Source organism: Paenibacillus sp. FSL H8-0280, from assembly GCF_045040665.1.
In the GTDB taxonomy this organism is placed as follows: Bacteria; Bacillota; Bacilli; order Paenibacillales; family Paenibacillaceae; genus Paenibacillus; species Paenibacillus xylanexedens_A.
The window spans coordinates 778,456-805,343 of record NZ_CP150296.1; the positions used below are offsets into that span (position 1 = coordinate 778,456).

Here is a 26,888-nt window from a genome sequence, read left to right on the forward strand (position 1 = left end):
TATGTACTATATGGGTCTGATCTGGGAATATTTGAAAAATTACATGAAAACACGACTCACGTACCGTGCTGATTTCTGGGTGGAGATCCTATCTGATCTGCTGTTCCAGGCAACCAACCTGATCTTTATCTTTGTGGTCTTCCGTCATACGGATAACCTGGGCGGCTGGAGTGAGAGTGAAGTACTCTTTGTTTATGGATATTTTATGGTGCCCTATGGCATCTTCAGTTGTTTTATCAATCTGTGGGGATTCAGTGAGCGGTACATCGTCAAAGGTGAGATGGATCGGATCCTGACACGCCCTGCACATAACCTGTTCCAGATCTTGCTTGAAAATGTAGACCCGCCTGCACTCGTGGGCTCGTTTATCGGCTTGATTATCATGATCTTCAGCGGAGCAGAGATGGGCTTGATGCTGGAATGGTGGCATATCCCTGCATTGATTATTTTGGCACTCAGCTCAGTCATGATCTATGCCGGCATTTATACCACCTTGACTTCACTATCCTTTTATTCGGACGCGCCGACAGGTATTTTGCCATTGATGTATAACATTCAAGGGTATGGGCGTTACCCGGTAACGATCTATAACCGTGCCATTCAGGTGCTGCTAACCTGGATCATTCCGTTTGCCTTTGTGGGGATCTATCCGGCAGCACTGTTCCTGGAAAGGTCCGAGATGCATCGCATGGCGCTGCTTACACCTGTGATGGGATTGGTGTTTGGCTCCATGGGCTTGCTACTGTGGAATTATGGCGTGAAGCGGTATCGCGGAGCAGGTTCATAATAACGCCCTATAACAATTCATGGGGGAGATTAGGGAGGAACTGACATGACGTTAAATGTAGGCGAATTGGCACCGGATTTTGAACTTCCGTCCAGTACGGGAGAATCGGTAAAGCTTTCGGCTTACCGCGGACAGCGGGTATTGCTTTATTTTTACCCCAAGGATATGACTTCGTCCTGTACGCAACAAGCTTGTGATTTTCGGGATCGACATGCTGAATTTGAAGGGCTGAACACGGTCATTCTCGGAATCAGCACCGATCCGATGAAACGACATGACAAGTTTATCGCCAAATACGGACTGCCGTTCACCTTGTTATCGGATGAAGAGCACGTTGTAGCCGAGCAATACGGTGTATGGCAGCTGAAGAAAATGTATGGCAAGGAGTACATGGGTATGGTTCGCTCCACTTTTCTAATTGATGAAGAGGGGAAATTGATCAAGGACTGGTCCAAAGTTCGGGTCAAAGGACATATCGAGGCTGCGCTTGAGGCTTTGAAGACATTGTAATAAATGATTTAGACATGTGTGAATAAATACATCCTAACCGTTTCATCATTAAAGGCTGTGCTTCGCGGAATTTCCGTGAACACAGCCTTTTTAGGTTGGCAAGCGCTTATGATTGGTTGAATTATTCTTGCTCTTGCCAGAACGAAGCCGATGCACGAGCAGTAGGAATAGCGGAATAATAAAGCTTACCGTGATATCCCAATCCACCCAAGCGGGCATAATCGTATTGGTGTAGAAAATGACATTGGGAGAAATCAGTACAGCTAAAGCGAATAATAACATGGCTGATGGCAGGATGAGAGGTTTATATGTCTTTAATCGAAATAGCTGAGCTGTTCCAACGACAAAGGAGAACATATACAGCAGGCTTTTAAAATAGGTAGCAATTAACCAAGCGGTCGCCATGAACGCCTCAATTCGCTCGAAAAAGTTGCCGATATTAATTTTCTGGGACAGGGTATAGGAGATGTAGATGTCATGCTGGGTCAGAAAGGGGCCAAATATCATCAGTGAAATGACCAACAGTGTGGTTAGCAACAGCCCTCCACATAAAGTAGCGAGTAACATGTCCCGTTTGATGTGAGGCCCGGACATCACATAAGGAAGAACCATGGTGATCACGATTAGTTCACCAAAGGAAGTGAAAGCCCCTCTAATGATAGACTGCATCAGATGAAGCCAAGGGGTGTTCAAGTAAGGTTGTAGATTTGAACTGTCTACTTTGGGCATCAGCCCCAGAAATAATAGAATCATAAATGCAACAACGATTGGAGTCAGCATTTCACTGCTTGCTCCTATTGTATGCAAGCCATGCATAAGCCCCCAGACCAGAGCGCACATAAGGATAATTAGAATGACCCGGATGGGGGTCTGAAGGTAGATCTGTGTGGTCATGAAGTCACCGACTTCACGGATACATATGACAGCGCCTATGGCGAAATAAAATAGATATGCAGCTGACAAAACAGACCCTGCCCACCGGCCAAGTATTTTTTGGCAGATTTCAATAAGGGAAAGATCAGGGTGTGTCTGATGAAGTTTGTATAGCACCCACATGATAAGTATGCCGATCGGTTGACCGATAAGAGAACAGATCCATGCATCCTGTTGACCCGAAGCAGTAACCACGGAGGGATAGAGTAGAATCATGTCCCCAATCATGACGAGAAAGGTAAGGACTGCAAATTGCCTAATGGTGATTTTCTCCTTAATTAACATAGACACCATTCTCCTTCTCTATATTCAGCATGGATGATATTCATGGATGAAGCTCCATTTCTCCATCCATACCATGCTCCTTCCCCCAAAAAATAGTACTCATTCCTGTGAGGAATTGTTTGGAGTAACCGATGATTTTCTGTAAGACTTGAGCAATTGTATCAGCAGAAGACAGCCTGGCAGAATGATCCCCAGTGTGGTATCCCAGTCTACCCAATATGGAACAATGGTGATCACGATAAAAGTAATGCTTGGTGAGATCAGATTGGCTAATCCGAACACAAGTATGGACGCAGGGAGTACCAGTATCTGATACTGCTTAAGCTTGAACAGTTCCGCACAACCAACAATAAACGCGTATAAGTATATCATCGCTTTGAAGTACGTAGAGATCAGCCAGGAAGAAGCCATAATGGCTTCAATACGTTCAAAAAAGCTCCCAATACTGATTTTCTGGGACAAAACAAAAGAAGCATATATGTTATGTTGCGTAAGAAAGGCACCCAAGACCAGCAGCGATATGGTAACGAGCGTTGCCAATACCAAGCTGCCTAAACCAGCTGCAATAATTACGTCCCGTGTTCGATGAGCCTGCTTGGCAACATAGGGCAGTATCATCATGATGGGAACGACTTCACCGATCGGATATATAATGCTTACCAGAATGCCTTGCGAGATAGAGACAACACCCGTATCACTTACTGGCTTCAAATTTCTAGTATCAATCTGAGGAAGCAGGCAGACTGCAAGGACGACAATAAACACAATAACGACGGGCATCAGTAGTTCACTACTTCGCGCAATCGTCTCTAATCCGTGAAACACTCCCCAGGCGATCACGATGACGAACATCAGAATGATGATGCGAATGGGAGTGTACGGGAAGATTTGAGTGGTCATGAAATCGCCGACTTCTCTCGTATGCGTGGAAGCACCAATAATGAAAAAGAACAGGTAGAAGCAGGAAAAGAAAGTACCTGGCCAGAACCCTAGAATGCTTCGTGCCATCTGCACCAGATTTTTTTCTGGATGCATACTACATAGCTTCAGGATCATGGCCATCAGTGCCATCCCCAGAGGAACGCCTATAAAAGCACAAATCCAGGAGTCTTGTTTGGCATAGGACGTGATGACCGAGGGGTAGATCAGCATCATATCCCCGACCACCATCATAAAGATGAGAGTGGTCAATTGTCTTGTTCCAAGGCGCCCCTGTTCCAGCATAATGGTCCTCTCCTTTTTCTAAGTTCCTGTCAGATGTGCCAAGAATTGATTAACAGGTTCATAGATCCACATGATGATATAGAGCGGACTGGGGAAATCCCACAGGTTGGCTGCAATTACACTGAACCCTGTGGCTATGACGAGCATTCCGCTGTACACAACTGTTTCCCTCCATTCCTTACGACGGATGAGACCTGGAAGATCAACCAAGCCTACGAGGCCTCCTATGACTATGACAGTAATTGTAATCAACATCCGGTCTCACTCCTTCAAATCCTCCTTGAATGAATCATCCAGTGTACCCACACGTTTGATCTGTACATTGGCTTCATACTTAACATCCAGATTCTCAAAATATTGATCCCAATCCTTTTCAATCTTTTTGAAAAATTTAGGATCGGCATGATACACTTCCTGACCGAATCCAAAAATGTCAATATGGAACTTTCGCCGCACTGAATTCACGGATTTTTCCATCAGTTCTATCAGTCGCTCCTCACTGTCCTTTTCCAACTCTTTGAGCGTTTTCATCGAACCAATTCTGATTCCGCACTCTACTGCACCAATGGAAGACACATTTTTGAGTTTGATGTGGATCACAGGCTGGTCGTTAATGACCTTGGCTTTTCGTTGGGTCTTGGTACGGAGAGCTTTGAACGTCACATTTCCGCCCTTTCGGCAAGGCATGTGACTGATGGTAGACACCACATTGTCGCGGATGTAGTTGTATCCTTTCGATTCATCTTCCGTTAACCAGCCGATCAGTTTGTCCTTTTTGAAGATGCTTAATCCCGTAGAATTCAGATTGGCCGGAGATTTGATTGTCGCAATATTATCTTTGCTTCCGCTTATCGCTGAACTGCCAACAACCTCTACTCCGGTGATGACAGGCTGGATTCCGGGAGTTAGCATGTATTCCATTAACTGATCACCAGTTACCGTAGTAGTGGGAGACCAGGTTTTGGCAGATACGTCCAGAGAATTAAACATCTTCTCCGCAGGGATATTCTCAAGTGGGGTAAGCACGTTCAGTACTTTGGAAGCCGTTGTATTTCGTGCAACCAAGACGTAATAATCGGGACGGACAGTAGGTTCTCGCATTAACGCTTCCATAACATCGTAGATGCCCTCTTTGCGTGCATATTCTTCTCCGAACACCAGTACACGGATATGTGCCATGAATATGCGGCGTGGACTTGTCTCGGTCAGCTTTTGAATTGCTTCAAACAGCGTGGACGCGGACGCTTCGTACAGCGTGACAGGAGTACCATTGCCTCCCCCTGATTTGGAGGATACTTCATTCGGCACGACGACCTGAGCACTCACTTTAATCAAATCGCCATCCTTGTCTACACCAAGACCCAGCATAATGCCAAGTTCATTCAATTCCTGGCGATCCCAGCATCCGGTAAGGAGAGGGAGCAGGCATACAATGCATACAATTAATCGGAAGCACTTGTTCATACGTTGTTCTCCTTACCGAATTAACGCTTCATTTTTTTGCTGGCTTGTCGGATTTTGTTTGGGGTACCCGTAGAGAATGGCCGTGTTTTCATATGGGACCAGGGTACACGAAACAGCGTATCTTTCAGATCTTTCTGAATTAGAGGTGCAAAGGGGGACATATACGGTACGCCAAAAGAACGCAAGCTGCACAGGTGTGTAACGGTAATGAGCAGAACAATTAGAATACCGTAGAAACCAAAAGCTGCCGCGAGTATCATCAATACAAATCGCAAAATTCGGACAGAGATAGACAATCCATTCTCTGGAATGACATAACTGGATATGGCCGTTATGGAAACGATAATAACCATTGCGGCGGAGACAACTCCTGCATCTACGGCGGCTTGGCCAATCACCAGTGTTCCGACAATGGAAACGGCCTGACCGACCGTTTTCGGAATACGTATACCTGCTTCTCGCAAAATTTCATAGGTCAGTTCCATCAGTATGGCTTCAATGAATGCGGGAAAAGGAACGCCTTCACGTTGAGCTGCCAGACTAATGAGCATATTGGTGGGCAACATTTCCTGGTGAAAGGTGGTAATGGCAATATAGAAGGATGGAGCTAGTAAAGCGATAAAAAAGGACAGATAACGAATCAAGCGAATCAATGTGCTGATATCGGCCCGTTGATAGTAATCCTCCGGCGATTGGAAGAAATGCACGAACAAGGCGGGAACCAGCAGCACAAAAGGGGTACCGTCCACGATGATGGCTACTCTGCCCTCAAGCAAAGCAGCACAAACCGTATCTGGACGTTCGCTATTGTAAACCGTGGGGAATAACGTTCTGGTTTCGTCTTGTACAAGTTCCTCGATGTACCCGCTCTCCAGAATCCCGTCAATATCGATCTCATCGAGCCTGCGCCTTAGTTCCTCTACCACTTCTGGATCAACGGTATGCTTCAGATATAAGACCGCAACCCTTGTTTTGGTGATACGACCAATCTCCTTTTCTTCGATCCAGAGATGAGGGTCACGAATCCGTTTGCGAATCAAGGATGTATTTGTACGCAAATTTTCATTAAATCCCTCCATAGGACCCCGAACAACGGTCTGTGAGATGGGTTCACCAACAGCGCGGTCTTCCCACCCAGCTGCGGCAATTTTCAATCCTCGTTCACAGCCTTCGAGCAGCAGGATGGCCGAGCCGGACAGGAGAGCATTAAGCACATCTTCCATGTCATCCACAAATGTTACATTGCTCGCAGCCAGAATGTCATTCTGGAGGTAGCTCAGATGCTCATCATCTGCAGAGAATTCCGGAAGTTCATGTGTCTTTAACAGGGATTCCAGGATGGAATGATTCAGAATCTGCACATCCACTAATCCATCAATGTACAACATGACTGCAGGCCATTTATGTAAACACTGGAGAGGGCGCATCATCAAGTCGTTGCTGTTCCCCATCACTTGCTTGCAGTATTCCATATTTTCGCTTAGATCCGGAGAGATTTGCCTCTGATCTTGGCGTTCCAGCGACGATTCACTCATGCCTTCACCTCCCTATACACCCTATATTTTCAAGTTAGTATGACCTGGATGAATTCGGATTATCACAAAAAAAAGGAGCTGCGATTATTCGCAACTCCTTGCCTGTTTATTATAGATGGACTTTTGTCCGAATTTACTTTTGTCTTTGTCGAACAGGGGCTGGCTTGGATACGGTGGATCTTGCTGTCCATGCTTTGCGGTAACGATAGAGCACGGCTACGATAAGCAATAGGCCAATTCCTCCCACGATATATGCTGCATATTGATGAGCCAGATGGAATACGGCGTTCCACTGAGGGCCAAATATTTTGCCAATGCCCAGAAACAGTACAACCCAGAACAGTGCGCCTGAATAGGCGTAGAGAGCGAATTTACGAAAGGGAACAGCGGCTATGCCTGCGAAATATCCAGTGAAATGTCTTACTCCCGGAATGAAATAACCAATGAAGATTAAGGCATTACCATACTTGGCAAACCACTTTTGCGTTTTATCGAGCTTGTCCTGCTTCAGCAGAAACCATTTTCCGTATCGTGTTATAAAGGGCAGTCCTGCTTTGGCTCCAATAAAATAAGTGATGGTCATGCCAATCGTTGTTCCCAGAAAAGCCAGTATGGTGAGGATTCCGAAGTCCAGATGCCCCTTGTAGGAGAGAAACCCTGCGTAAGCCATCGTTGTTTCACCAGGAAAGGGAAGTGCGATGAATTCAAGCAACAAGCCAAAAAACAATACGCTGTATCCGTAGGACCCAAACAGATGTTGGATCTTCTCAAGCAATTCCAATAGATTTCACTCTCCTGAATACGGGGTGGGAGCATGAATACTCTCCAAGGTGTTTTAATGTGTTCTGCCTGTCCATTATGCTACCTAATCTGAAGCGAAGAATCAATCAGGCTAGATAGCAAATTGTGAAAAAATATTAAACAAAATCACGTCTTTTTTCAATGTAGCCTCCATATAATTCTAACAAATCTGCTGAAGTCTATCAGCAAATTACTAGAGACGGTGGAGGTCGATTCGTAAATGGTACAGAGACCGGAATTGAGAATCAAGGAAAATGGGGGAAACTCTGCAACAACCATACATATGTTTTTAGCTGGACAGTGGTCTGTCATTCTCATGCGTATTGCGATATTGTTATGTGCATTTGCTGTATATGCAGGCACGGCTTATGCATCTTCTGCTTCCGGCTCAGGTGATCCAATCCCGGAAGATAAGAATACTCAAGACAAGGTAGTTTATCTGAGTTTTGACGATGGACCGGGTAACCATACCCGTGAAGTATTGGATATTTTGCGTAAGGAGAAGGTTTTGGCTACATTTTTTGTCCTGGGTGAGCAGGCAGAGCGTTATCCCGAGTTAATCCGGACGCTTGTGGAGGATGGACATGCTTTGGGAAATCATACGTTTAATCATCAATACGAACAGCTGTACAGTGATTTCAAAGTGTTCTGGAAACAGATCAAGCAGACAGAGGAAGTGCTGGAGCGTATCACCGGCTTCCGTCCGAATCTGGTGCGAGCACCAGGTGGTACCTACGGGCATTTTGACCAGAGTTATTTTGATTTGCTCCAACTGGGTGGATACACCGTCATGGACTGGAACGTCGATAGTGGAGATTCCAAGCGTAAAGGTGTTCCGGCCAAAGAGATCCTCAGCAATTCGACCAAAGTACCTGCGGGAGCACGTTCGGTCATTGTCCTGATGCATGACGGTGGTGCACATGCTGAAACGGTAAAAGCACTTCCGGGTATTATCAAATATTATCGTGATCATGGATATCGTTTTGACACCATAAAGAGTACGGATCAACCAGTTCAATTCCGTGTACATCCAGATAGTAAGTATAAGGCCCGCAAGGCGCCGGGAAAGGCCTGGATCGCAGAGCATGTAGAAGCGAATGCGACTTTGTGGCTTGCAAGCAAGAAGCTGAAGGTAGAGGTGGGTTTGGCTGCGGCTACCTTGCAACCGGGTGAGTTCCGCATGGAGGGTCAGCGAATCATGGTGCCATTGCGTACTTTCATGAAAAAATTCGGGGGCAGCACTCGCTGGGACTCTGAAACAAGGACGGCCATAGCAGTATGGAAGGAAAGAACGATTCATGCAGACAGTGTGAGTGGAACACTGACAACAACAGGGGCAATTGAAACAGGGGCAGTACAGAGTCAGGGCGGAACCATCTGGGTTCCGTTACGTGAGTTACTGGAGCAGATGGGGTTGAGGGTGAATTCCTTAACCAGTAATGAAGCAGAGTGGACGGTGAAGGCGGGCACTTCCAGATCCATTTCGGCAATGAACAACATATTTAAGTATAAAATGATCTGAAGAAAGTCATTCTTGCAGGACTATTCTCTCTACTTCCGGGCAACACTGAATCATAGATTACTATGGTTCAGGAATGCTGATGAACGGAAGGAGATCAGAGAAATGTCTTATATCCGAATGGAACATGAACATGCTGTTGAATTGTTAAACAGGGTCATGAAACGTGTTGAGAGTGTAATTATTGGCAAAAAAACAGAGATTCGTTATGTCCTCACTGCAATGCTCAGTGGAGGTCATGTACTTCTGGAAGATGTGCCGGGTACCGGGAAAACGATGCTGGTTCGTGCCGTTGCTTCTGCACTGGACTGCTCCATGGGCCGGATTCAATTCACGTCTGATGTCATGCCGGCAGATGTTACGGGCACTTCAATCTATTATCCACATACAGCTGAATTCAAGTTTCGGCCCGGACCCGTCATGTCCAATGTTGTCCTGGCTGATGAAATAAATCGCGCTTCACCACGCACTCAGTCTGCCCTGCTGGAGGCAATGGAGGAACGACGTATTACGGTTGATGGCACAACCTATGCTTTGCCACGCCCGTTCTTTCTGCTGGCGACACAGAATCCGTTACAGTTCGAGGGTACGTACCGTCTGCCTGAAGCGCAACTGGATCGATTTATCATGAGAATTGGACTTGGGTATCCCGATCCGGAACAGGAATTGGAATTGTTAACCCGCATGCAAGGTAGAGAAGCGCTTGATGAACTTCGCCCTGTCCTGCTTGCTGAAGAAGTCGTAGCCATGCAGCGTGAAGTCAAACAGGTACATGTTGATCCGGTCGTCAAACAGTATCTGGTGGCCGTTGCTGTAGCCTCTCGTAGCCTTCCGGCGGTCAGATTGGGCATCAGTCCGCGTGGAACACTGGCCTGGATGGCTGCGGCGCAGTCATTTGCCTATCTTCAAGGACGCAGTTATGTCATTCCGGATGATGTGAAAGAGGTAGCTGTGCCTGTCCTTTCCCACCGTATTCAATTGAAGGCCCAGAACAGAGCCGAGGTTTGGGGGCAAGTACAAGTCATTGAAGAAGCATTGTCATCGGTCCCGGTACCTGTACAGATGGCATCACAGGGAAGGGGACGGAGGCAATGACTGCGCTGGGACAACGGATTGTGAGTGCTGTCTTGGTGGTGGCTTTTGCTTCCTTGTATCAGTGGCATGGGGGCAAAGCGGCGTTGTTTCTATCCGTTATAGCTTTCTTGATGTTCACAGGAGGTCTGCTTCTCCATTGGTTCGGACCACGGCGTATTCACATCCGTCGGAAAATACACACGAACCGGATTGAGGCAGGCGAGCAGGTACGGGTTCTAGTCGAACTTGAATTCAATTGCCGTATTCCATTGTTATGGATCGTTCTGTGTGAGAACACACCTGCAGGTGTTCATCGCAAATTGATTTTCCCGGGAACACGGCGACAATTTTCCTATCAATATGAATGTTCCGGGTTACGCAGAGGAGTCTACAGATGGGATACGGGCAGATTGTACTGGGGTGATATGTTTGGCTGGAATACCCTCTCCGCAGAGACCGCGGGAGGTACCCCCTTGATTGTTGTTCCTCAAGCAACAGCTTGGGGGAAGGGTGATTCGGTAGAATTCGCAGCGATGATCGAAGGGACTCTGTCAGAGCGAAGAAATAGCCAGGGTAACCGTAGCCCTGAGTTCCGTGAATATCAGCAGGGTGACCCACTGGGACGAGTTCATTGGAAAAGTACAGCCAAAACGGGACAACTTCAGACCTTTCTGCCTGATACCACGGATCTGGCTTCGCTCGGCATCCTTGTGTATGAAGGCGCGTCGGGTTATGACGTAAAACAACGGGAGAACATGGATGCACCTGCTTTTGAACGAGTGGTTCGTGCAGCTGCCCGCTGGATTCATACCGCTGAACGGGATGACATTCCTTATCATCTGTGGATGGAAGACGGCGATAAGAACTATGATGCACAAGATCAATGGCAACATGGGCCGTTCCATGCAGATGATGAGAATCATGGACTGGACAAGTTAGCGGGGGCACGAATATCCAAAGCACAATCAGGCTCTGTTTCGCTTCGAACGGAGATGCTGGATGGACTAACGAGCGGGTCGCGAATTGTGGTTCTCACAGGTAAGATGGATCAGGTTCTGGCCGAATGGATCATAACTGCAATCGGGTCGGGTTATCGTGTAGAGGTGCAATTGACTGAAGCAAACCAGGACCAATTAGGATCAACGGATAGATTGATGAATGGATTGGGATATGACAGCTTAAGTTTGGAGCGGCTTCGTCACAGCGGGGTGCCGATCCACACGGTTACAGACGTTGCGTTATCTTCATTGGGAAAGGTGGAGGTAACGGATGTGGGAGCGTAATGGTAACCAGCAACCCAATTCCACTGTGGCCGACTTAGAGTCAACGGACCGTACGAGAATAGAATCGGCCTATTCTGTATATAAAACTGTGAACCAGAATTCTGTGACGGACATAAAGGATGAGGGATATGTTAGCGTACCTGTCCTGTACAAAATTTTTATTTCGGCCATTTTACTTATACTGTCTCTGGAGTGGATATATCCTGTTACATCATCAGATCAGCAGGGCAGTGAACGGTTCTTGTCCGTAATGGCGGGATTAACGGGAGCATTGTTGCTCGCGGGGTTAATTCGTACAGGATGGATCACCGGAGTACTGATCCGCTTATTCATTGCACTCGCTGCTTTATGTCTGATGTACGGAGGAAGTGATCCTGTCCGTTGGGCAGCTGCTTATCCGGGAATATTTTCAGCGGATATGGACACTTTTATAAATAACTGGCGATTTCATTCGATTAGTACAGAAACGAGAGGTTTGTTCATGATGTGCGGCTGGAGCATGCTCATGGCTTCTGTGCAATCCCTTGTATTGTTACGTCGAAGCGTTATGCTGTTTGGCACTGCAACACTGCTCTATTTGCTTTTGCTTGAATCCTTTGCGGGGCTGGATGTGTATGCTTCCGTAATACGGTCTGTCCTATGGACTTTTCTTATTCAGGCTCTGCTTCAGCTACTACGTCTCAATGGAGGAGTCACTACTCCGAGTTATCGCGGCAGCCCCTATGGCCGCTGGAGTGCCGTAACTATCGTTGCTTCTGCAGGTATGGTGCTTCTCTCAGCGTTACCTGGCCAGTTTGCTTCCATTCCTCAACCGGAGCGCATATCTCTGGAACAGATGGGTGAACGCATAGCTCGCTGGGCAGGTTATACACAGCACAGTAGTATCCCTGCTGCAACGGCAGTCACGGGATATAGCACAGCGGACGCGCCTATGGGAGCACCGTTGGTGCAGGGGAACTCAATCTTTTTTATAGCGAAAAGTCCGAAAGTGACGTATTGGCGAGGGGAGACCCGTTCATATTATAACGGTAGTACTTGGAGTGATCCGGGTCAAAGCTTCGAAACGGCAAGTCCATCCGGAATGCTGCGTGCTGATGGTTGGGAGAATCCAACCTATTGGAGTCGCGTTCGCCAAACCGTCACGATGCAGCGAGAGTGGAAAGGACCAAATCCTCTCTTTACCGGGGGCATACCGGTTAACGTATCGTTCCAGGATAAGAACAAGGATAATCAGGAAAACATGTTTTCATTGCTGTCTAATCGCGATTCGGCAACATTGTGGCTCGCGAGTTCAGGGGACGATAAGATCGTTAAAAATTATTCGGCAGACGTCATGGTTCCTGTCGCAACACCTGAACAGTTACGTCTGCTTGAGGAAACGAATAAAGGGAAAGATCCGGCAGCCATTCGGAGGGACTATCTGCAATTGCCTTCATCACTCCCTGGTCGAGTGCAGACGCTTGCCAAGGAAATCATTCAAGGCAGTGAGACCCGGTATGACGCTGTGCAAGCTGTAAAGACTTATCTGGCTGCTCATGCTGAGTATACGTTGGATACCCGTATGCCACCGCGAGGAACAGATTTTGTGGACGATTTTTTATTCGTCACACGGAAGGGATATTGCAATCATTTCTCCACAGCCATGATTGTGTTGCTGCGTGCAGAAGGCATCCCCGCACGCTGGGTTAAAGGTTTTGGCCCCGGAGTTGCTGACCCGGATGTGCCCAGTCAGTATGTGATTTCACAGGGAGATGCACATTCCTGGGTAGAGGTATATTTTCCGGGTGCAGGCTGGATGCCGTTTGAGGCCACGCCAGGCTTCACCATGGCGCAAGGCGCGGGCGAAGGTGTTGCAGCACTCGCCGGTCCGCAGCCTGTTGCGGAGACTCCGCCGTATACGAGCGGCGGAGTGGGTTACGCGGGCGCATGGCTGCTCGCCCGCGCACGGGCCATTGCCGCGGAGCCATGGCTTGTGGCAGCGGCCCTGCTGGGCGCCGCTGCTCTGGTCCGCATGCGGCGGCTACGCCCCGCGCTGCGGATCAGGCTGCTGCTGGCGTGGCCACGCAGCAGCTTTCCGGACCGCGAGCGGCTGCTGCGTGCCGCCGCTCCGGTCTGGGCCGCGCTCGCGCGCCGGTACGGCCCGCGGCCGCCGGGTATGACGCTACGTGAATATGCAGCGTCACCGGCTTTGGCCGCAGGCGCGGACGGGGCGGACATCGCGCGGTTTGCAGCCGACTGGGAACGGCTGCTGTACGGGCCAGACCGTCCGCTGCGCGCGGACAGTCTGGACTTCCTGCGCCGGGCACTTCGTTTGGCCCGGCGGTTGCAGGTGTTGTAACACCAGGATGTTACAACGTTACACCAAAGATGCGAAGCAGCTGCCATACAATCGCTATCGCTTTCCAATAGAGCTTGGCCACATGTGGGCAGATGAAGATCGCCATTGGCTGGCGCACTGTTTTTAAACGCAGCGTTTAGTTCATCGCTTCATGCCATACATAAGACGCCTTTCGCGCTGCGCTGCGAACGAGGCGTCTTTCCACGATCATACACTTGAACCAGCATCTTGCTGCCAAGCTTTTCTATTCGAAATTTCATATTTAGAGGCATTTGGTAATCCTGTTTTGATATGTCGAAAAAAGGAGTTTCGCCTTTCCTTGACGGTATGTTTTGTCGTTGCGTATAATTAGTTTCAATGAATTGAGGGAGGCACGGTTATGAATAAGCAGAATGAGATTGTGGTTGTCCTTGACTTTGGGGGCCAATACAACCAGTTAATCGCCAGAAGAATCCGGGATCTTGGCGTATACAGCGAGCTTTTGCCGTATAACACACCGGCGGAAAAGATCGCAGAAATGGCACCAAAAGGAATCGTATTTTCAGGTGGGCCGTCCAGCGTATACGCTGAGAATGCTCCACACGTGGACCCAGGTGTTTATGACCTGGGCTTGCCAATCTTCGGTATCTGCTACGGAATGCAGCTTATGGCGCAACAGCTCGAAGGTAAAGTAGAACGTTCCGAGAAGCGAGAGTACGGTAAAGCAGACCTTGAGTTTGCTGCTGGATCTACACTGGCAAAAGGCATTGAAGGCGAACATACGGTATGGATGAGTCACGGTGACCACGTGGTTACACTTCCTCCAGGTTTCAAACTGGATGCAGGCACAGAAAGTGCGCCAATCGCTGCCATGAGTGACGATGAGCGCAAATTGTATGCTGTTCAGTTCCATCCTGAGGTACGTCACTCTGTTCGCGGTAACGATATGATTCGTAACTTCCTGTTCGAAATCTGTGGTTGCGAAGGCAACTGGACGATGGAGACATTCATCGATGACACCATCAAAGACATTCGTGAAAAAGTGGGCGACAGTAAAGTACTGTGTGCGCTTAGCGGCGGTGTAGATTCTTCCGTTGTAGCTGCATTGCTTCACAAAGCCATTGGTGATCAACTGACATGTATGTTTATCGACCACGGTCTGCTGCGCAAAGGCGAAGCAGAAAGTGTAATGGAGACGTTTGTCGGCAAATTCGACATGAAAGTTGTCAAAATTGATGCACAAGAGCGCTTCATGTCCAAACTGGCTGGCGTGGATGATCCAGAACAAAAACGTAAAATCATCGGTAACGAGTTTATTTACGTATTTGACGAAGAGTCCAAGCAGTTCGATGATTTTGCATTCCTCGCGCAAGGTACACTGTACACAGACATCGTGGAAAGTGGCACAGCGACTGCACAGACCATCAAATCTCACCACAACGTGGGCGGTCTGCCTGAGGACATGAACTTCAAACTGATCGAGCCACTGAGCACGCTGTTCAAGGATGAAGTACGTAAAGTAGGTACCGAGTGTGGCTTGCCGGACGAAATTGTACACCGTCAGCCGTTCCCTGGTCCGGGTCTTGCAATCCGTGTTCTAGGTGAGGTTACTGAAGAGAAACTTAAAATTGTTCGTGATTCAGACTACATCCTGCGTGAAGAGATTGGCAAGGCCGGTCTTGACCGCGAAATCTGGCAGTACTTCACAGCCCTGCCGAACATGAAGAGTGTTGGCGTTATGGGTGATGCGCGTACGTATTCCTACACAGTAGGTATCCGTGCTGTAACATCCATCGACGGTATGACTGCGGACTGGGCACGTATCCCTTGGGATGTGCTGGAGAAAATCTCCGTACGGATCGTTAACGAAGTTGATAACGTAAACCGTATCGTCTATGACGTAACTTCCAAACCACCTGCAACGATTGAGTGGGAGTAAGTTGTGAAATATTAGTGGACTTCATTGCTTAGAAGCCCTGATATGGTTGGAACCCTTGAATTATTAAATAAAAGGCTCATTCTTGATAAATTGCTATCAAGAATGAGCTTTTTGTATTGGTTAGATGAATTAATCAACCCTAGTTCCGAAGTAACTCCAGTATTCGTTGGGGTTGACTGTTTGCTTGAGCAAGTATGGCTTGAGAGGCATCGGTTAGAATACTCAGTGTAGAGATCTTTATCATTTCTTTGGATATGTCAGTGTCCCTGATTCGTGACTCGGATGCTGTAAGGTTCTCAGAATAGTTGGATGTGTTGTTATAGGCGTACTCTAGTCGATTTTGATAGGCGCCTAATTTTGCACGCTCCCCTGTGACTTTATCTAAAGCCGTTTCGATATCTGTTAATGTGATATGAGGAATGACTTCATAATCATCAAAACTTGCTTCCGAAAATGCGGTGAACAATCCGGTGTAGCCTTCAAGCATGGATGTATTGGCGGAATAGCCTTCGATCTTTCCTACACCCGTAACAGAAAATGTATAATAATTGCCTACAACAGTTCCGGTAAGTTCATAGTTCTGATCTAATTGCGCAGGATCAACTACTATGGAGGTAATTAATCGATATGATCCATTTACGCGTTCTCCAATATATAATCCACCGTACTGGCTATACCAACCAAAAACTTGGTTGTTAAAGTCGTTTCCTTTAATAATTATGCCAATATTTCCATCTGGATGTGTCGTCATGAATTTTCCATTGACCGTAATGGTCATATCATTACCTTGAATTACTTCCGTGAGAATCGTTTTGTCACCAACGCCTTCAGTGGACTGTGTCAATAATCCGTTCTGGACTGTCCAGGCACCTTGCGCAGGATGCCATTGTGAAAACCTATTTTGATCGTTAAAATTCTCCCTATAATATAGGTCCAGATGCATGTCATTAATGCTTAGCGGAATTGTGTCAGTACCTGTATGGACAGCAGCATTAGTAAGTGAACCATTCAAAAGGTAGATTCCATTAAATTGTGTGTTGATTGTTATATCCTCTATATTTCGGAGGTTGTGTGTAATTTCTTGATTAATTGTTTCTTTATCACTATAGGTGTATGTATCATTTTCCCTTTGAACAAGTAGTTCTCTGATTCTTTGAAGTCCACTTGTTATGCTATTGAGAGCACCTTCCGCAGTTTGAATTAATGAAATTCCATCTTGGATATTTCTGGATCCTTGCTCTAAAGCCCTAATCTGAGCACGCATACTTTCGCTAATAGCTAGACCGGCAGCGTCATCCGCAGCGCGATTAATGCGTAGACCTGACGAAAGTCTTTCAAAAGAAGTTTTTTTGGCGTTACTATTATTATTAATTCTATTTTTGGCGTTTAATGCTGGCAGATTATTGTTAATTCTCATATTTCTCCTCCTATCCTAATATTAGTATACACGTTTCGTGGAGAAAATTAATCTGCTAAGGATGGACAATTTAAACAAGAATGACCGTGTTGATGAGCTATGAAACGTAAAATGCATTTTTTTAGGAAAAATTTAAAACGTCCATCGATGGTATAACAGATGACTGGGCACGTATCCCTTGGGACGTATTGGAGAAAATCTCCGTGCGGATCGTTAACGAGGTGGATAACGTAAACCGTATCGTGTATGACGTAACTTCCAAACCACCAGCAACGATTGAGTGGGAGTAGAACGTAATATAAATTTAAATGTATAATTAAAATACTCTTCTCTATCTGTGAATTTCAGCAAATAGAGAAGAGTATTTTTGTGCTCAAGCTATTTTGTTGAGTATTAAGGTTTGGAAGGATACTCTATATACAATTTCTTAGTTGGATTGCTCCATTTAATGTTTGCGCCAAGAAGAGACGGGAGATCCTTTGCTTTAACATATGAAGTTCCCGAGATATTCCTAGACTGTGTCAGGGGACTGCCATAGAGCACTGGTAACTTCTTGGAGGAATCATAGCCTACGACAACACCGAAGGATTCACTGATAGCACGTAAAGGAATGTATACGGACCCACTAACGATGCGGCCTGAATCTGAAATTAGTTTGCCATTTATAATAACTTTAACTTCTATTGGCTTGGAATCTGATCTAACTACGGTAGCATATGGCTCGGGCTCTGCATTCAATATGGCGGCAGTGGCAGGTGTTACAACTGTAATCTTCTTCTCACCAGTTATAGAACCGAATGTGACCTTTATTGAGGCGGTTCCTAAGCCTACAGCTTGAATGTTGCCGTTTCCATGGAGCTGTAATACTTCTGTGTTTGTTGAATGCCATGTGACCATATCCGTTACATAGACAGCATCCCCATTTTTAAAGTATGCAAGTGCATTCAGTTCGTTGCTATCATTTAAACCGAAAATGAATGGTAGAAAGTCAGGTCGCATTGTCCCCGCAACAACGAAAATTCTTTTCGGCATAGAAACGAAGATATTTGCTGGTGTTGTGTTATAACTCTGAATCGATTCTACAGTATGATTTACCAAGAGAGTCATAGCGGGTAAAACTTCAATAGACGTTTGTTTATTCAAACTGTCCTCTTTAGTTTTTAGATAAAACGATATAAATGCTTCGCCGGAGGAAGAATTAATCGATTTACCATTTTTGGATGAAATGGAAATAATAATTTCTTGTTTACCGTCATTAGGGTCAAAATCTGCGGGTTCTGGATTTTGGATCGTGTAATCCTTGGATTCAAAATAGTCGTTAGGAATGATAAAGGTATCGTCTCTCCATATGTATTTTCCTAGTGTTTCGTCAAACCGTATTACTTCATCTTCATCCGTTGTAAAAATATCATCATAGCTCAAAACGATAGTCGCTGATCGGATGTCCCCTTTTTCAGGAGGATTGCTAGTGTTGAGAATCCAACGTTCACCGATATACCTTGACCCGGGATTGGGTTGAATCGCTTGTTACATCAATAAAAACCTCCTTTGCTTTAGATTCCTTTGCTACGATAGCGCCCGCCAGACATCCTGCTATCAATAGAAAAGACAACACTCCCATAATTAACTTTTTTCCGAAATACATCTCATAACCCCCATAATACGTAATTTTCTTGTTTTATATCGGTAATTTTATAATGATAGTTAAGTTTGTAGTGGTAGTCAGTATCTCTTCATTTGATCCAAATAATTAGCCTCTATCTTATAGTTCAATTGGAATTTAGATTTCATCCCATTTTAAAGTTCACTTCATGATCCTTTCAGGTCGGGCCTGTACAATAAGTACATACTAAGAGCTATATGGCTACTGAAAGGAGAATTGAATGTATGCGTAAAACCGACTATATGACCAAATGGAAGATGGGCATTGGAAGTGCGTTTCTGATGGTGATGCTGGCAGGATGCGGTTCAGGTATGCAAGACCTGGCTTCCGGTTCGGGGGACTTTCCATTTGTGAATTTAGAGGCAGCGGATGCTTCTTCCGATCAGACCAGAAATCAGGATTTATCCTCTGACTCAACAACGAACGCAAATCAGGAACAACAAGAGGTACAAGATGCTCCGCAGACAGAGATATAAATAACATAAGACTGATCCGGTAAAAAATAGCTCCGGAACATGTCGCAAATTGCTCCATATACCTAATGAGTATAAGCCTTCGGAATACGAGATATCGTTATTCCTAGATCATCATTCACCTGATTGCTAAAACGCATCAGAAACATAAGCTAACCTGATTAGAGCGCTTCTCGCCCTTGGATCAGGTTAGCTTTTTTATGTTATCCTGCGGAACTTTCGCCATGAAAGAATGGACATATTCCATTGAGATTTCAACGAAAAAAGCGTATTCAATTGGGTTGTAAACCGCTGAACTGGTTCAATCTGTTAAATAATACGAACGATATTATACAAGGGTGATATTAATATTCGTTTTTCTCATTGACAAAAACATACTGCCCTCCTAAAATAGTGATGGGAAACAAACAAATAGCGCATACTTATTCGTATAATCCTGGGGATTGGCCCGGGAGTCTCTACGAGATCACCCTAATGATCTGGCTACGAAGAGGAGAAGGCTAAGCACATGAATTCTACATGATTGCGGGGACATCACGCACATTAGAATTTTTTTTGTTCTTAGTAAAGGCATCATGCCACTCCTTGTCAGCTGAACCCTGGGTGAAGAATCTTCATCAGGGTCATTTGTCGTTTTTCAATATGGCTTCAACATCTCTAAGGGGGAGTTAGTAATTATGGATCGTTTCTTTAAATTAAAAGAAAACGGAACAAACGTTAGAACGGAGATTGTTGCGGGTCTCACTACGTTTATGACAATGGCTTACATTCTTTTTGTAAATACGTTGTTCTTGGGACAAGCCGGTGCGGGGATGTCGGATAATGCAGTATTCTTTGCAACAGCCGTCGGCGCCGGATTAATGACTATTATTATGGGATTGTTCGTGAATATTCCGATCGCACTTGCACCAGGTATGGGGCTGAATGCGTACTTCATGACTGTCGTTCTAAGTTCGAATGGAGCGATTACTTGGCAAGCAGCTCTCGGAGCGGTATTCCTTTCCGGTATCGTGTTCATTATTTTGACCGTGACGAAGATTCGTCAAATGCTGCTTGTTGCAGTTCCGCAGTCGATCAAAATGGCCATTACGGTGGGTATCGGTCTCTTTATTACCATTATTGGTTTTAAACTTGCTAATCTCGTGGCTGTAACAGTTAATGTTGCACCAGACGCAGACCTGAGTCAGCCGATTCCAGGTAGCAGTTTTAACTTGTCATTGGGCAACTTTGTAACACATCACGATGCGTTGCTGGCCCTGATTGGTTTGCTCCTTATTGCTATTCTGATGGTTATGCGCGTCAAAGGCGCTCTGCTGATCGGGATCGTAGCAACAACGCTGATTGGTATTCCGATGGGCGTTACGAATCTGAGTGGTCTTTCAGGCGCAAGCTGGTTGCCTAACTTCAGTGATCTGGCGGTTGGACAGCTGGATTTGAAAGGTGCTATCAGTCTCGGATTGTTCGAGATCATCTTCATCTTTACCTTCGTTGAATTGTTCGACACGTTTGGTACGATGGTAGGTACTGCAACACGTATGGGTATTATGAAAGATAAGAAAAAAGGCGAGAAAACGATCGGTAAAGCAATGCTCGTCGATGCAGTTGGTGTCAGCGCAGGTGCTGCACTGGGTACAAGTACCATTACAGCATACGTTGAAAGTGCTTCAGGTGTTGAGGCGGGTGGACGTACAGGACTGACTTCGGTAACGACAGGTTTGTTGTTCATTTTGGCCCTGTTTATCGCACCGCTTGCGCTTGTTGTTCCATCCGCTGCGACGGCTCCGGCATTGATCATCGTGGGTGTGCTTATGATGAGTCAAGTACGTAGCATTGAGTGGGATGATTTCCTGCAAGCTTTCCCTGCTTTCCTTACCATTGTATTGATGCCTTTCACAGGTGGAATCGCAAACGGGATCTCCGCAGGTATCGTATCTTATGTGATTCTGGCGGTGTTCAGTAACTTGGTTACAGAGCGTAAAGTGAAAATTCACTGGCTTATGTGGATCTTGGCGCTCATTGTAGTCTGCCGATACGTATTTATTGGCGGGGAGTAAGGGTTCATTAGGTTTAATGAAGAATACGGAGATAAGTTGTTTACCTTATATATGAAAGAAGCGGAAGCCAGAGGATTTAAACCCGGAGCTTTCGCTTTTTTTTGTATTCTTTTCTTGAGCAAAATGAATTTCAAAAATGTTTTCCTTCTATATAGAAGGAATGAGTATAATGTTCTATGATCTGTTGGTTGTTTATCCAATGAAATCATCGGTTAATAAGTTCTATAACGTGATGAGTATGTACTCTATACAACATGAGTTTCTCTATAATTGGATTTGGGATCATATGAAAAACCTTTTTGCGTATTTGAGTTAATTACTCCGATCATTAAAGTTAGTGCGCAGATGTATCATTTAGCTGGTTATAAGGAGATACTTGTTAAAAGGTCTACAGGGTACTCATTTCATAAGAATATAATGTTTATCGAAAAAAGACTTGCGTTCCATAACTGTACATGGTATATTCTATTTCCGGCCAAAAAAACACGAGATACACGGTGCGGCAAGCAAATGAAGTAAGCTTCGAAAGAAACTTGAAAAAAGAGCTTGCAAAGTTGGTTCGGACATGATATTATATAAGAGTTGCTGAAGAGAACAACATTCGGTAACAAAATAAGTTTGATCTTTGAAAACTGAACAACGAGTGAGCAAACATTCTGCTTGCAGAATGAACGCGAAAGTTCGAGACAAGCTTGGCTTGGATCAACTGGAGCACAAATGAGATTTTTAATCTCGTCAGATTCAAAATGAGCTTATCGCTCTTTTCAATACTTTATTGGAGAGTTTGATCCTGGCTCAGGACGAACGCTGGCGGCATGCCTAATACATGCAAGTCGAGCGGAGTTGATAGGAAGCTTGCTTCCTTGATACTTAGCGGCGGACGGGTGAGTAACACGTAGGCAACCTGCCCTCAAGTTTGGGACAACTACCGGAAACGGTAGCTAATACCGAATAATTGTTTTCTTCGCCTGAAGAGAACTGGAAAGACGGAGCAATCTGTCACTTGGGGATGGGCCTGCGGCGCATTAGCTAGTTGGTGAGGTAACGGCTCACCAAGGCGACGATGCGTAGCCGACCTGAGAGGGTGATCGGCCACACTGGGACTGAGACACGGCCCAGACTCCTACGGGAGGCAGCAGTAGGGAATCTTCCGCAATGGGCGAAAGCCTGACGGAGCAATGCCGCGTGAGTGATGAAGGTTTTCGGATCGTAAAGCTCTGTTGCCAGGGAAGAACGCTTGGGAGAGTAACTGCTCTCAAGGTGACGGTACCTGAGAAGAAAGCCCCGGCTAACTACGTGCCAGCAGCCGCGGTAATACGTAGGGGGCAAGCGTTGTCCGGAATTATTGGGCGTAAAGCGCGCGCAGGCGGTCATTTAAGTCTGGTGTTTAATCCCGGGGCTCAACCCCGGATCGCACTGGAAACTGGGTGACTTGAGTGCAGAAGAGGAGAGTGGAATTCCACGTGTAGCGGTGAAATGCGTAGATATGTGGAGGAACACCAGTGGCGAAGGCGACTCTCTGGGCTGTAACTGACGCTGAGGCGCGAAAGCGTGGGGAGCAAACAGGATTAGATACCCTGGTAGTCCACGCCGTAAACGATGAGTGCTAGGTGTTAGGGGTTTCGATACCCTTGGTGCCGAAGTTAACACATTAAGCACTCCGCCTGGGGAGTACGGTCGCAAGACTGAAACTCAAAGGAATTGACGGGGACCCGCACAAGCAGTGGAGTATGTGGTTTAATTCGAAGCAACGCGAAGAACCTTACCAGGTCTTGACATCCCTCTGATCGATGCAGAGATGTATCTTTCCTTCGGGACAGAGGAGACAGGTGGTGCATGGTTGTCGTCAGCTCGTGTCGTGAGATGTTGGGTTAAGTCCCGCAACGAGCGCAACCCTTATATTTAGTTGCCAGCACTTCGGGTGGGCACTCTAGATAGACTGCCGGTGACAAACCGGAGGAAGGTGGGGATGACGTCAAATCATCATGCCCCTTATGACCTGGGCTACACACGTACTACAATGGCCGGTACAACGGGCTGCGAAATCGCGAGATGGAGCCAATCCCAACAAAGCCGGTCTCAGTTCGGATTGCAGGCTGCAACTCGCCTGCATGAAGTCGGAATTGCTAGTAATCGCGGATCAGCATGCCGCGGTGAATACGTTCCCGGGTCTTGTACACACCGCCCGTCACACCACGAGAGTTTATAACACCCGAAGTCGGTGGGGTAACCGCAAGGAGCCAGCCGCCGAAGGTGGGATAGATGATTGGGGTGAAGTCGTAACAAGGTAGCCGTATCGGAAGGTGCGGCTGGATCACCTCCTTTCTATGGAGAATCGTTTCCTGCAACGGAAACATTCAAATACGCAGCTTAGCTGCAAAACACTCACTCGTTGTTCGGTTTTGAGAGCTCAAACTCTCAAACAGCTTGCTTTTGCATGGAGCTTGTTCTTTGAAAACTAGATATCGAAACGAAACAAACGCGAATTAGAACATTCCTTTTTAGCTGAACTTGTGTAAACAAGTGAAGTGTTTATAAAGGTAGTTAAATTGCTTTTGTGAGGGTATCGGGTGAGAGCGACTTTTGGCTTTGCGCAAGCAAACCAAGGGAAGCGAGCGACCGAAACCGGAACAAAATGGTTAAGCTACTAAGAGCACACGGAGGATGCCTAGGCGCTAGGAGCCGATGAAGGACGTGGCGAACAACGAAACTGCCTCGGGGAGCTGTAAGCAAGCTTTGATCCGGGGGTGTCCGAATGGGGAAACCCAGCTGGGGTAATTTCCAGTTACTCACAACTGAATACATAGGTTGTGTAGAGGCATACCAGGGGAACTGAAACATCTAAGTACCCTGAGGAAGAGAAAACAATAGTGATTCCGTCAGTAGCGGCGAGCGAACGCGGAGAAGCCCAAACCAGAGAGCTTGCTCTTTGGGGTTGTGGGACGTCTCACATGGAGTTACAAAGGAACCGGTTAAGCGAAGAGGTCTGGAAAGGCCCGCCAAAGAAGGTAAAAGCCCTGTAGTTGAAAGTTGGTTCCCTCCGAGACGGATCCCGAGTAGTGCGGGGCACGTGAAACCCCGTATGAATCCGGCAGGACCATCTGCCAAGGCTAAATACTTCCTAGCGACCGATAGTGAAGCAGTACCGTGAGGGAAAGGTGAAAAGCACCCCGGAAGGGGAGTGAAATAGAACCTGAAACCGTGTGCTTACAAAAAGTCAGAGCCCGTTTTAGGGGTGATGGCGTGCCTTTTGTAGAATGAACCGGCGAGTTACGTTCCCGTGCAAGGTTAAGGTGAAGAGCCGGAGCCGCAGCGAAAGCGAGTCTGAATAGGGCGACATAGTACGTGGACGTAGACCCGAAACCGGGTGATCTACCCCTGTCCAGGGTGAAGGTGCGGTAACACGCACTGGAGGCCCGAACCCACGCATGTTGAAAAATGCGGGGATGAGGTGGGGGTAGCGGAGAAATTCCAATCGAACTCGGAGATAGCTGGTTCTCCCCGAAATAGCTTTAGGGCTAGCCTCGGAAAACAGAGTCGTGGAGGTAGAGCACTGATTGGGTGCGGGGCCCGCAAGGGTTACCAAGCTCAGTCAAACTCCGAATGCCATAGACTTACTTCCGGGAGTCAGACAGTGAGTGCTAAGATCCATTGTCAAAAGGGAAACAGCCCAGACCATCAGCTAAGGTCCCCAAGTGTGTGTTAAGTGGGAAAGGATGTGGAGTTGCACAGACAACCAGGATGTTGGCTTAGAAGCAGCCACCATTGAAAGAGTGCGTAATAGCTCACTGGTCGAGTGACTCTGCGCCGAAAATGTAACGGGGCTAAACACACCACCGAAGCTATGGCTTGATGCTTTGCATCAGGGGTAGGGGAGCGTTGTATAAGGGTTGAAGGTGTACCGTAAGGAGCGCTGGACATTATACAAGTGAGAATGCCGGTATGAGTAACGAAAAGATCAGTGAGAATCTGATCCGCCGAAAGCCTAAGGGTTCCTGAGGAAGGCTCGTCCGCTCAGGGTAAGTCGGGACCTAAGGCGAGGCCGAAAGGCGTAGTCGAAGGACAACAGGTCGAAATTCCTGTACCACCGTAAGCCGTTATGAGCAATGGGGGGACGCAGTAGGGTAGTGACGCGGACTGATGGATGTCCGTCTAAGCAGTAAGGCTGATGTGTAGGCAAATCCGCACATTGTAAGGCTGAGCTGTGATGGGGAGCGAAAATTATAGTAGCGAAGGTCATGATCTCACACTGCCAAGAAAAGCCTCTAGCCAGGTGAAGGTGCCCGTACCGCAAACCGACACAGGTAGGCGAGAAGAGTATTCTAAGGCGCGCGGAAGAACTCTCGTTAAGGAACTCGGCAAAATGACCCCGTAACTTCGGGAGAAGGGGTGCCCCGGTAGTGTGAATAGCACGAGGGGGCCGCAGTGAAAAGGCCCAAGCGACTGTTTAGCAAAAACACAGGTCTGTGCGAAGCCGTAAGGCGAAGTATACGGGCTGACGCCTGCCCGGTGCTGGAAGGTTAAGGGGAGTGGTTAGGAGCAATCCGAAGCTGTGAACCGAAGCCCCAGTAAACGGCGGCCGTAACTATAACGGTCCTAAGGTAGCGAAATTCCTTGTCAGGTAAATTCTGACCCGCACGAATGGCGTAACGACTTGGGCGCTGTCTCAACGAGAGATCCGGTGAAATTTTAATACCTGTGAAGATGCAGGTTACCCGCGACAAGACGGAAAGACCCCATGGAGCTTTACTGCAGCTTGATATTGAATTTGGGTACGATCTGTACAGGATAGGTGGGAGCCTTTGAAACGTGAGCGCCAGCTTGCGTGGAGGCAACGTTGGGATACCACCCTGATCGTATCTAGGTTCTAACCTGGTACCGTAATCCGGTGCGGGGACAGTGTCAGGTGGGCAGTTTGACTGGGGCGGTCGCCTCCTAAAGAGTAACGGAGGCGCCCAAAGGTTCCCTCAGAATGGTTGGAAATCATTCGAAGAGTGCAAAGGCATAAGGGAGCTTGACTGCGAGACCTACAAGTCGAGCAGGGACGAAAGTCGGGCTTAGTGATCCGGTGGTACCGCATGGAAGGGCCATCGCTCAACGGATAAAAGCTACCCTGGGGATAACAGGCTTATCTCCCCCAAGAGTCCACATCGACGGGGAGGTTTGGCACCTCGATGTCGGCTCATCGCATCCTGGGGCTGAAGTAGGTCCCAAGGGTTGGGCTGTTCGCCCATTAAAGCGGTACGCGAGCTGGGTTCAGAACGTCGTGAGACAGTTCGGTCCCTATCTGTCGTGGGCGTAGGAAATTTGAGAGGAGCTGTCCTTAGTACGAGAGGACCGGGATGGACGTACCGCTGGTGTACCAGTTGTTCCGCCAGGAGCACCGCTGGGTAGCTATGTACGGACGGGATAAACGCTGAAAGCATCTAAGCGTGAAGCCCCCCTCAAGATGAGATTTCCCAGTATGTAAGACCCCTTGAAGACGACGAGGTAGATAGGCTGGGGGTGGAAGTGCAGCAATGCATGGAGCTGACCAGTACTAATCGGTCGAGGGCTTATCCAATAGCAAGTTGTCATTCGCGTGTTTCGTTTCGAATCTAGTTTTCAGAG

General features: G+C 47.1%; 17 protein-coding genes, 2 rRNA genes, 1 pseudogene and 1 riboswitch. Of the genes and pseudogenes, 12 read left to right on the forward strand and 8 right to left on the reverse strand.

Annotation, left to right across the window (positions count from 1 at the left end):
- Position 1: 1 nt before the first annotated feature.
- The gene (locus MHI12_RS03635) at positions 2-787 is read left to right on the forward strand and encodes an ABC transporter permease (RefSeq protein WP_076333833.1); all 786 of its coding nucleotides are present in this window, start codon (positions 2-4) and stop codon (positions 785-787) included.
- A gap of 45 nt (positions 788-832) precedes the next feature.
- Positions 833-1,297: a thioredoxin-dependent thiol peroxidase gene (gene bcp / locus MHI12_RS03640; RefSeq protein ID WP_405171551.1), complete on the forward strand. Its 465-nt coding sequence runs from the start codon at positions 833-835 to the stop codon at positions 1,295-1,297.
- 90 nt (positions 1,298-1,387) lie between these two features.
- Here bcp and MHI12_RS03645 read toward each other — a convergent pair whose 3' ends face one another.
- The 6 genes from MHI12_RS03645 to MHI12_RS03670 form a co-directional block, all read right to left on the reverse strand.
- Positions 1,388-2,515: an endospore germination permease gene (locus tag MHI12_RS03645; RefSeq protein WP_405171552.1), complete on the reverse strand. Its 1,128-nt coding sequence runs from the start codon at positions 2,513-2,515 to the stop codon at positions 1,388-1,390.
- A gap of 99 nt (positions 2,516-2,614) precedes the next feature.
- The gene (locus MHI12_RS03650) at positions 2,615-3,739 is read right to left on the reverse strand and encodes an endospore germination permease (protein ID WP_405171553.1); all 1,125 of its coding nucleotides are present in this window, start codon (positions 3,737-3,739) and stop codon (positions 2,615-2,617) included.
- A gap of 18 nt (positions 3,740-3,757) precedes the next feature.
- The gene (locus MHI12_RS03655; RefSeq protein ID WP_347399910.1) at positions 3,758-3,994 is read right to left on the reverse strand and encodes a hypothetical protein; all 237 of its coding nucleotides are present in this window, start codon (positions 3,992-3,994) and stop codon (positions 3,758-3,760) included.
- Positions 3,995-4,000: 6 nt separating this feature from the next.
- On the reverse strand, positions 4,001-5,203 hold the full coding sequence (locus MHI12_RS03660) for a Ger(x)C family spore germination protein (protein WP_405171554.1): 1,203 nt from the start codon (positions 5,201-5,203) through the stop codon (positions 4,001-4,003).
- A 20-nt stretch (positions 5,204-5,223) separates the two neighbouring features.
- Complete coding sequence (locus MHI12_RS03665; protein WP_341006061.1) at positions 5,224-6,738, reverse strand: spore germination protein; 1,515 nt, start codon at positions 6,736-6,738, stop codon at positions 5,224-5,226.
- 133 nt (positions 6,739-6,871) lie between these two features.
- Positions 6,872-7,519, reverse strand: a complete 648-nt coding sequence (locus tag MHI12_RS03670; protein ID WP_017690726.1) for a DedA family protein — start codon at positions 7,517-7,519, stop codon at positions 6,872-6,874.
- A 240-nt stretch (positions 7,520-7,759) separates the two neighbouring features.
- Here MHI12_RS03670 and MHI12_RS03675 point away from each other — a divergent pair, with 240 nt between their 5' ends.
- The 5 genes from MHI12_RS03675 (at position 7,760) to guaA (ending at position 15,671) form a co-directional block, all read left to right on the forward strand.
- Positions 7,760-9,061: a polysaccharide deacetylase family protein gene (locus MHI12_RS03675; RefSeq protein ID WP_405171555.1), complete on the forward strand. Its 1,302-nt coding sequence runs from the start codon at positions 7,760-7,762 to the stop codon at positions 9,059-9,061.
- Positions 9,062-9,163: 102 nt separating this feature from the next.
- The gene (locus MHI12_RS03680) at positions 9,164-10,153 is read left to right on the forward strand and encodes an AAA family ATPase (protein WP_405171556.1); all 990 of its coding nucleotides are present in this window, start codon (positions 9,164-9,166) and stop codon (positions 10,151-10,153) included.
- Positions 10,150-11,415 carry a DUF58 domain-containing protein gene (locus MHI12_RS03685; protein ID WP_405171557.1) on the forward strand — a complete coding sequence of 422 codons (1,266 nt, stop codon included), beginning with the start codon at positions 10,150-10,152 and terminating at the stop codon, positions 11,413-11,415. The genes MHI12_RS03680 and MHI12_RS03685 overlap by 4 nt, the downstream gene beginning before the upstream one ends.
- The gene (locus MHI12_RS03690; RefSeq protein WP_405171558.1) at positions 11,402-13,753 is read left to right on the forward strand and encodes a transglutaminase family protein; all 2,352 of its coding nucleotides are present in this window, start codon (positions 11,402-11,404) and stop codon (positions 13,751-13,753) included. The genes MHI12_RS03685 and MHI12_RS03690 overlap by 14 nt, the downstream gene beginning before the upstream one ends.
- Positions 13,754-14,132: 379 nt before the next feature.
- Positions 14,133-15,671 (forward strand): glutamine-hydrolyzing GMP synthase, encoded by a 1,539-nt coding sequence (gene guaA / locus MHI12_RS03695; protein WP_341006067.1) that lies wholly within the window; start codon positions 14,133-14,135, stop codon positions 15,669-15,671.
- 139 nt (positions 15,672-15,810) lie between these two features.
- Here guaA and MHI12_RS03700 read toward each other — a convergent pair whose 3' ends face one another.
- The gene (locus MHI12_RS03700) at positions 15,811-17,088 is read right to left on the reverse strand and encodes a flagellin (RefSeq protein ID WP_405171559.1); all 1,278 of its coding nucleotides are present in this window, start codon (positions 17,086-17,088) and stop codon (positions 15,811-15,813) included.
- A 137-nt stretch (positions 17,089-17,225) separates the two neighbouring features.
- Here MHI12_RS03700 and MHI12_RS03705 point away from each other — a divergent pair.
- A pseudogene (locus MHI12_RS03705) lies at positions 17,226-17,378 on the forward strand (hypothetical protein); the annotation flags it as partial.
- A 103-nt stretch (positions 17,379-17,481) separates the two neighbouring features.
- Here MHI12_RS03705 and MHI12_RS03710 read toward each other — a convergent pair.
- Positions 17,482-18,510 carry a hypothetical protein gene (locus MHI12_RS03710; protein WP_405171560.1) on the reverse strand — a complete coding sequence of 343 codons (1,029 nt, stop codon included), beginning with the start codon at positions 18,508-18,510 and terminating at the stop codon, positions 17,482-17,484.
- A gap of 465 nt (positions 18,511-18,975) precedes the next feature.
- Between MHI12_RS03710 and MHI12_RS03715 the strand changes: the two genes are divergently transcribed.
- The 4 genes from MHI12_RS03715 to MHI12_RS03730 all read left to right on the forward strand — a co-directional run bounded on the left by MHI12_RS03715 (position 18,976) and on the right by MHI12_RS03730 (position 26,841).
- Entirely contained in the window at positions 18,976-19,227 is a 252-nt protein-coding gene (locus tag MHI12_RS03715) for a hypothetical protein (protein WP_405171561.1), read from the forward strand.
- 403 nt (positions 19,228-19,630) lie between these two features.
- Positions 19,631-19,730, forward strand: a riboswitch (purine riboswitch).
- A gap of 171 nt (positions 19,731-19,901) precedes the next feature.
- Positions 19,902-21,278, forward strand: coding sequence for an NCS2 family permease (locus MHI12_RS03720; protein WP_047841443.1), 1,377 nt, complete (start codon positions 19,902-19,904; stop codon positions 21,276-21,278).
- A 772-nt stretch (positions 21,279-22,050) separates the two neighbouring features.
- Positions 22,051-23,603 (forward strand): 16S ribosomal RNA (locus MHI12_RS03725).
- A 312-nt stretch (positions 23,604-23,915) separates the two neighbouring features.
- Positions 23,916-26,841: ribosomal RNA gene (locus MHI12_RS03730) — 23S ribosomal RNA — on the forward strand.
- The 16S and 23S rRNA genes sit together here, the layout of an rRNA operon.
- Positions 26,842-26,888 lie beyond the last annotated feature (47 nt).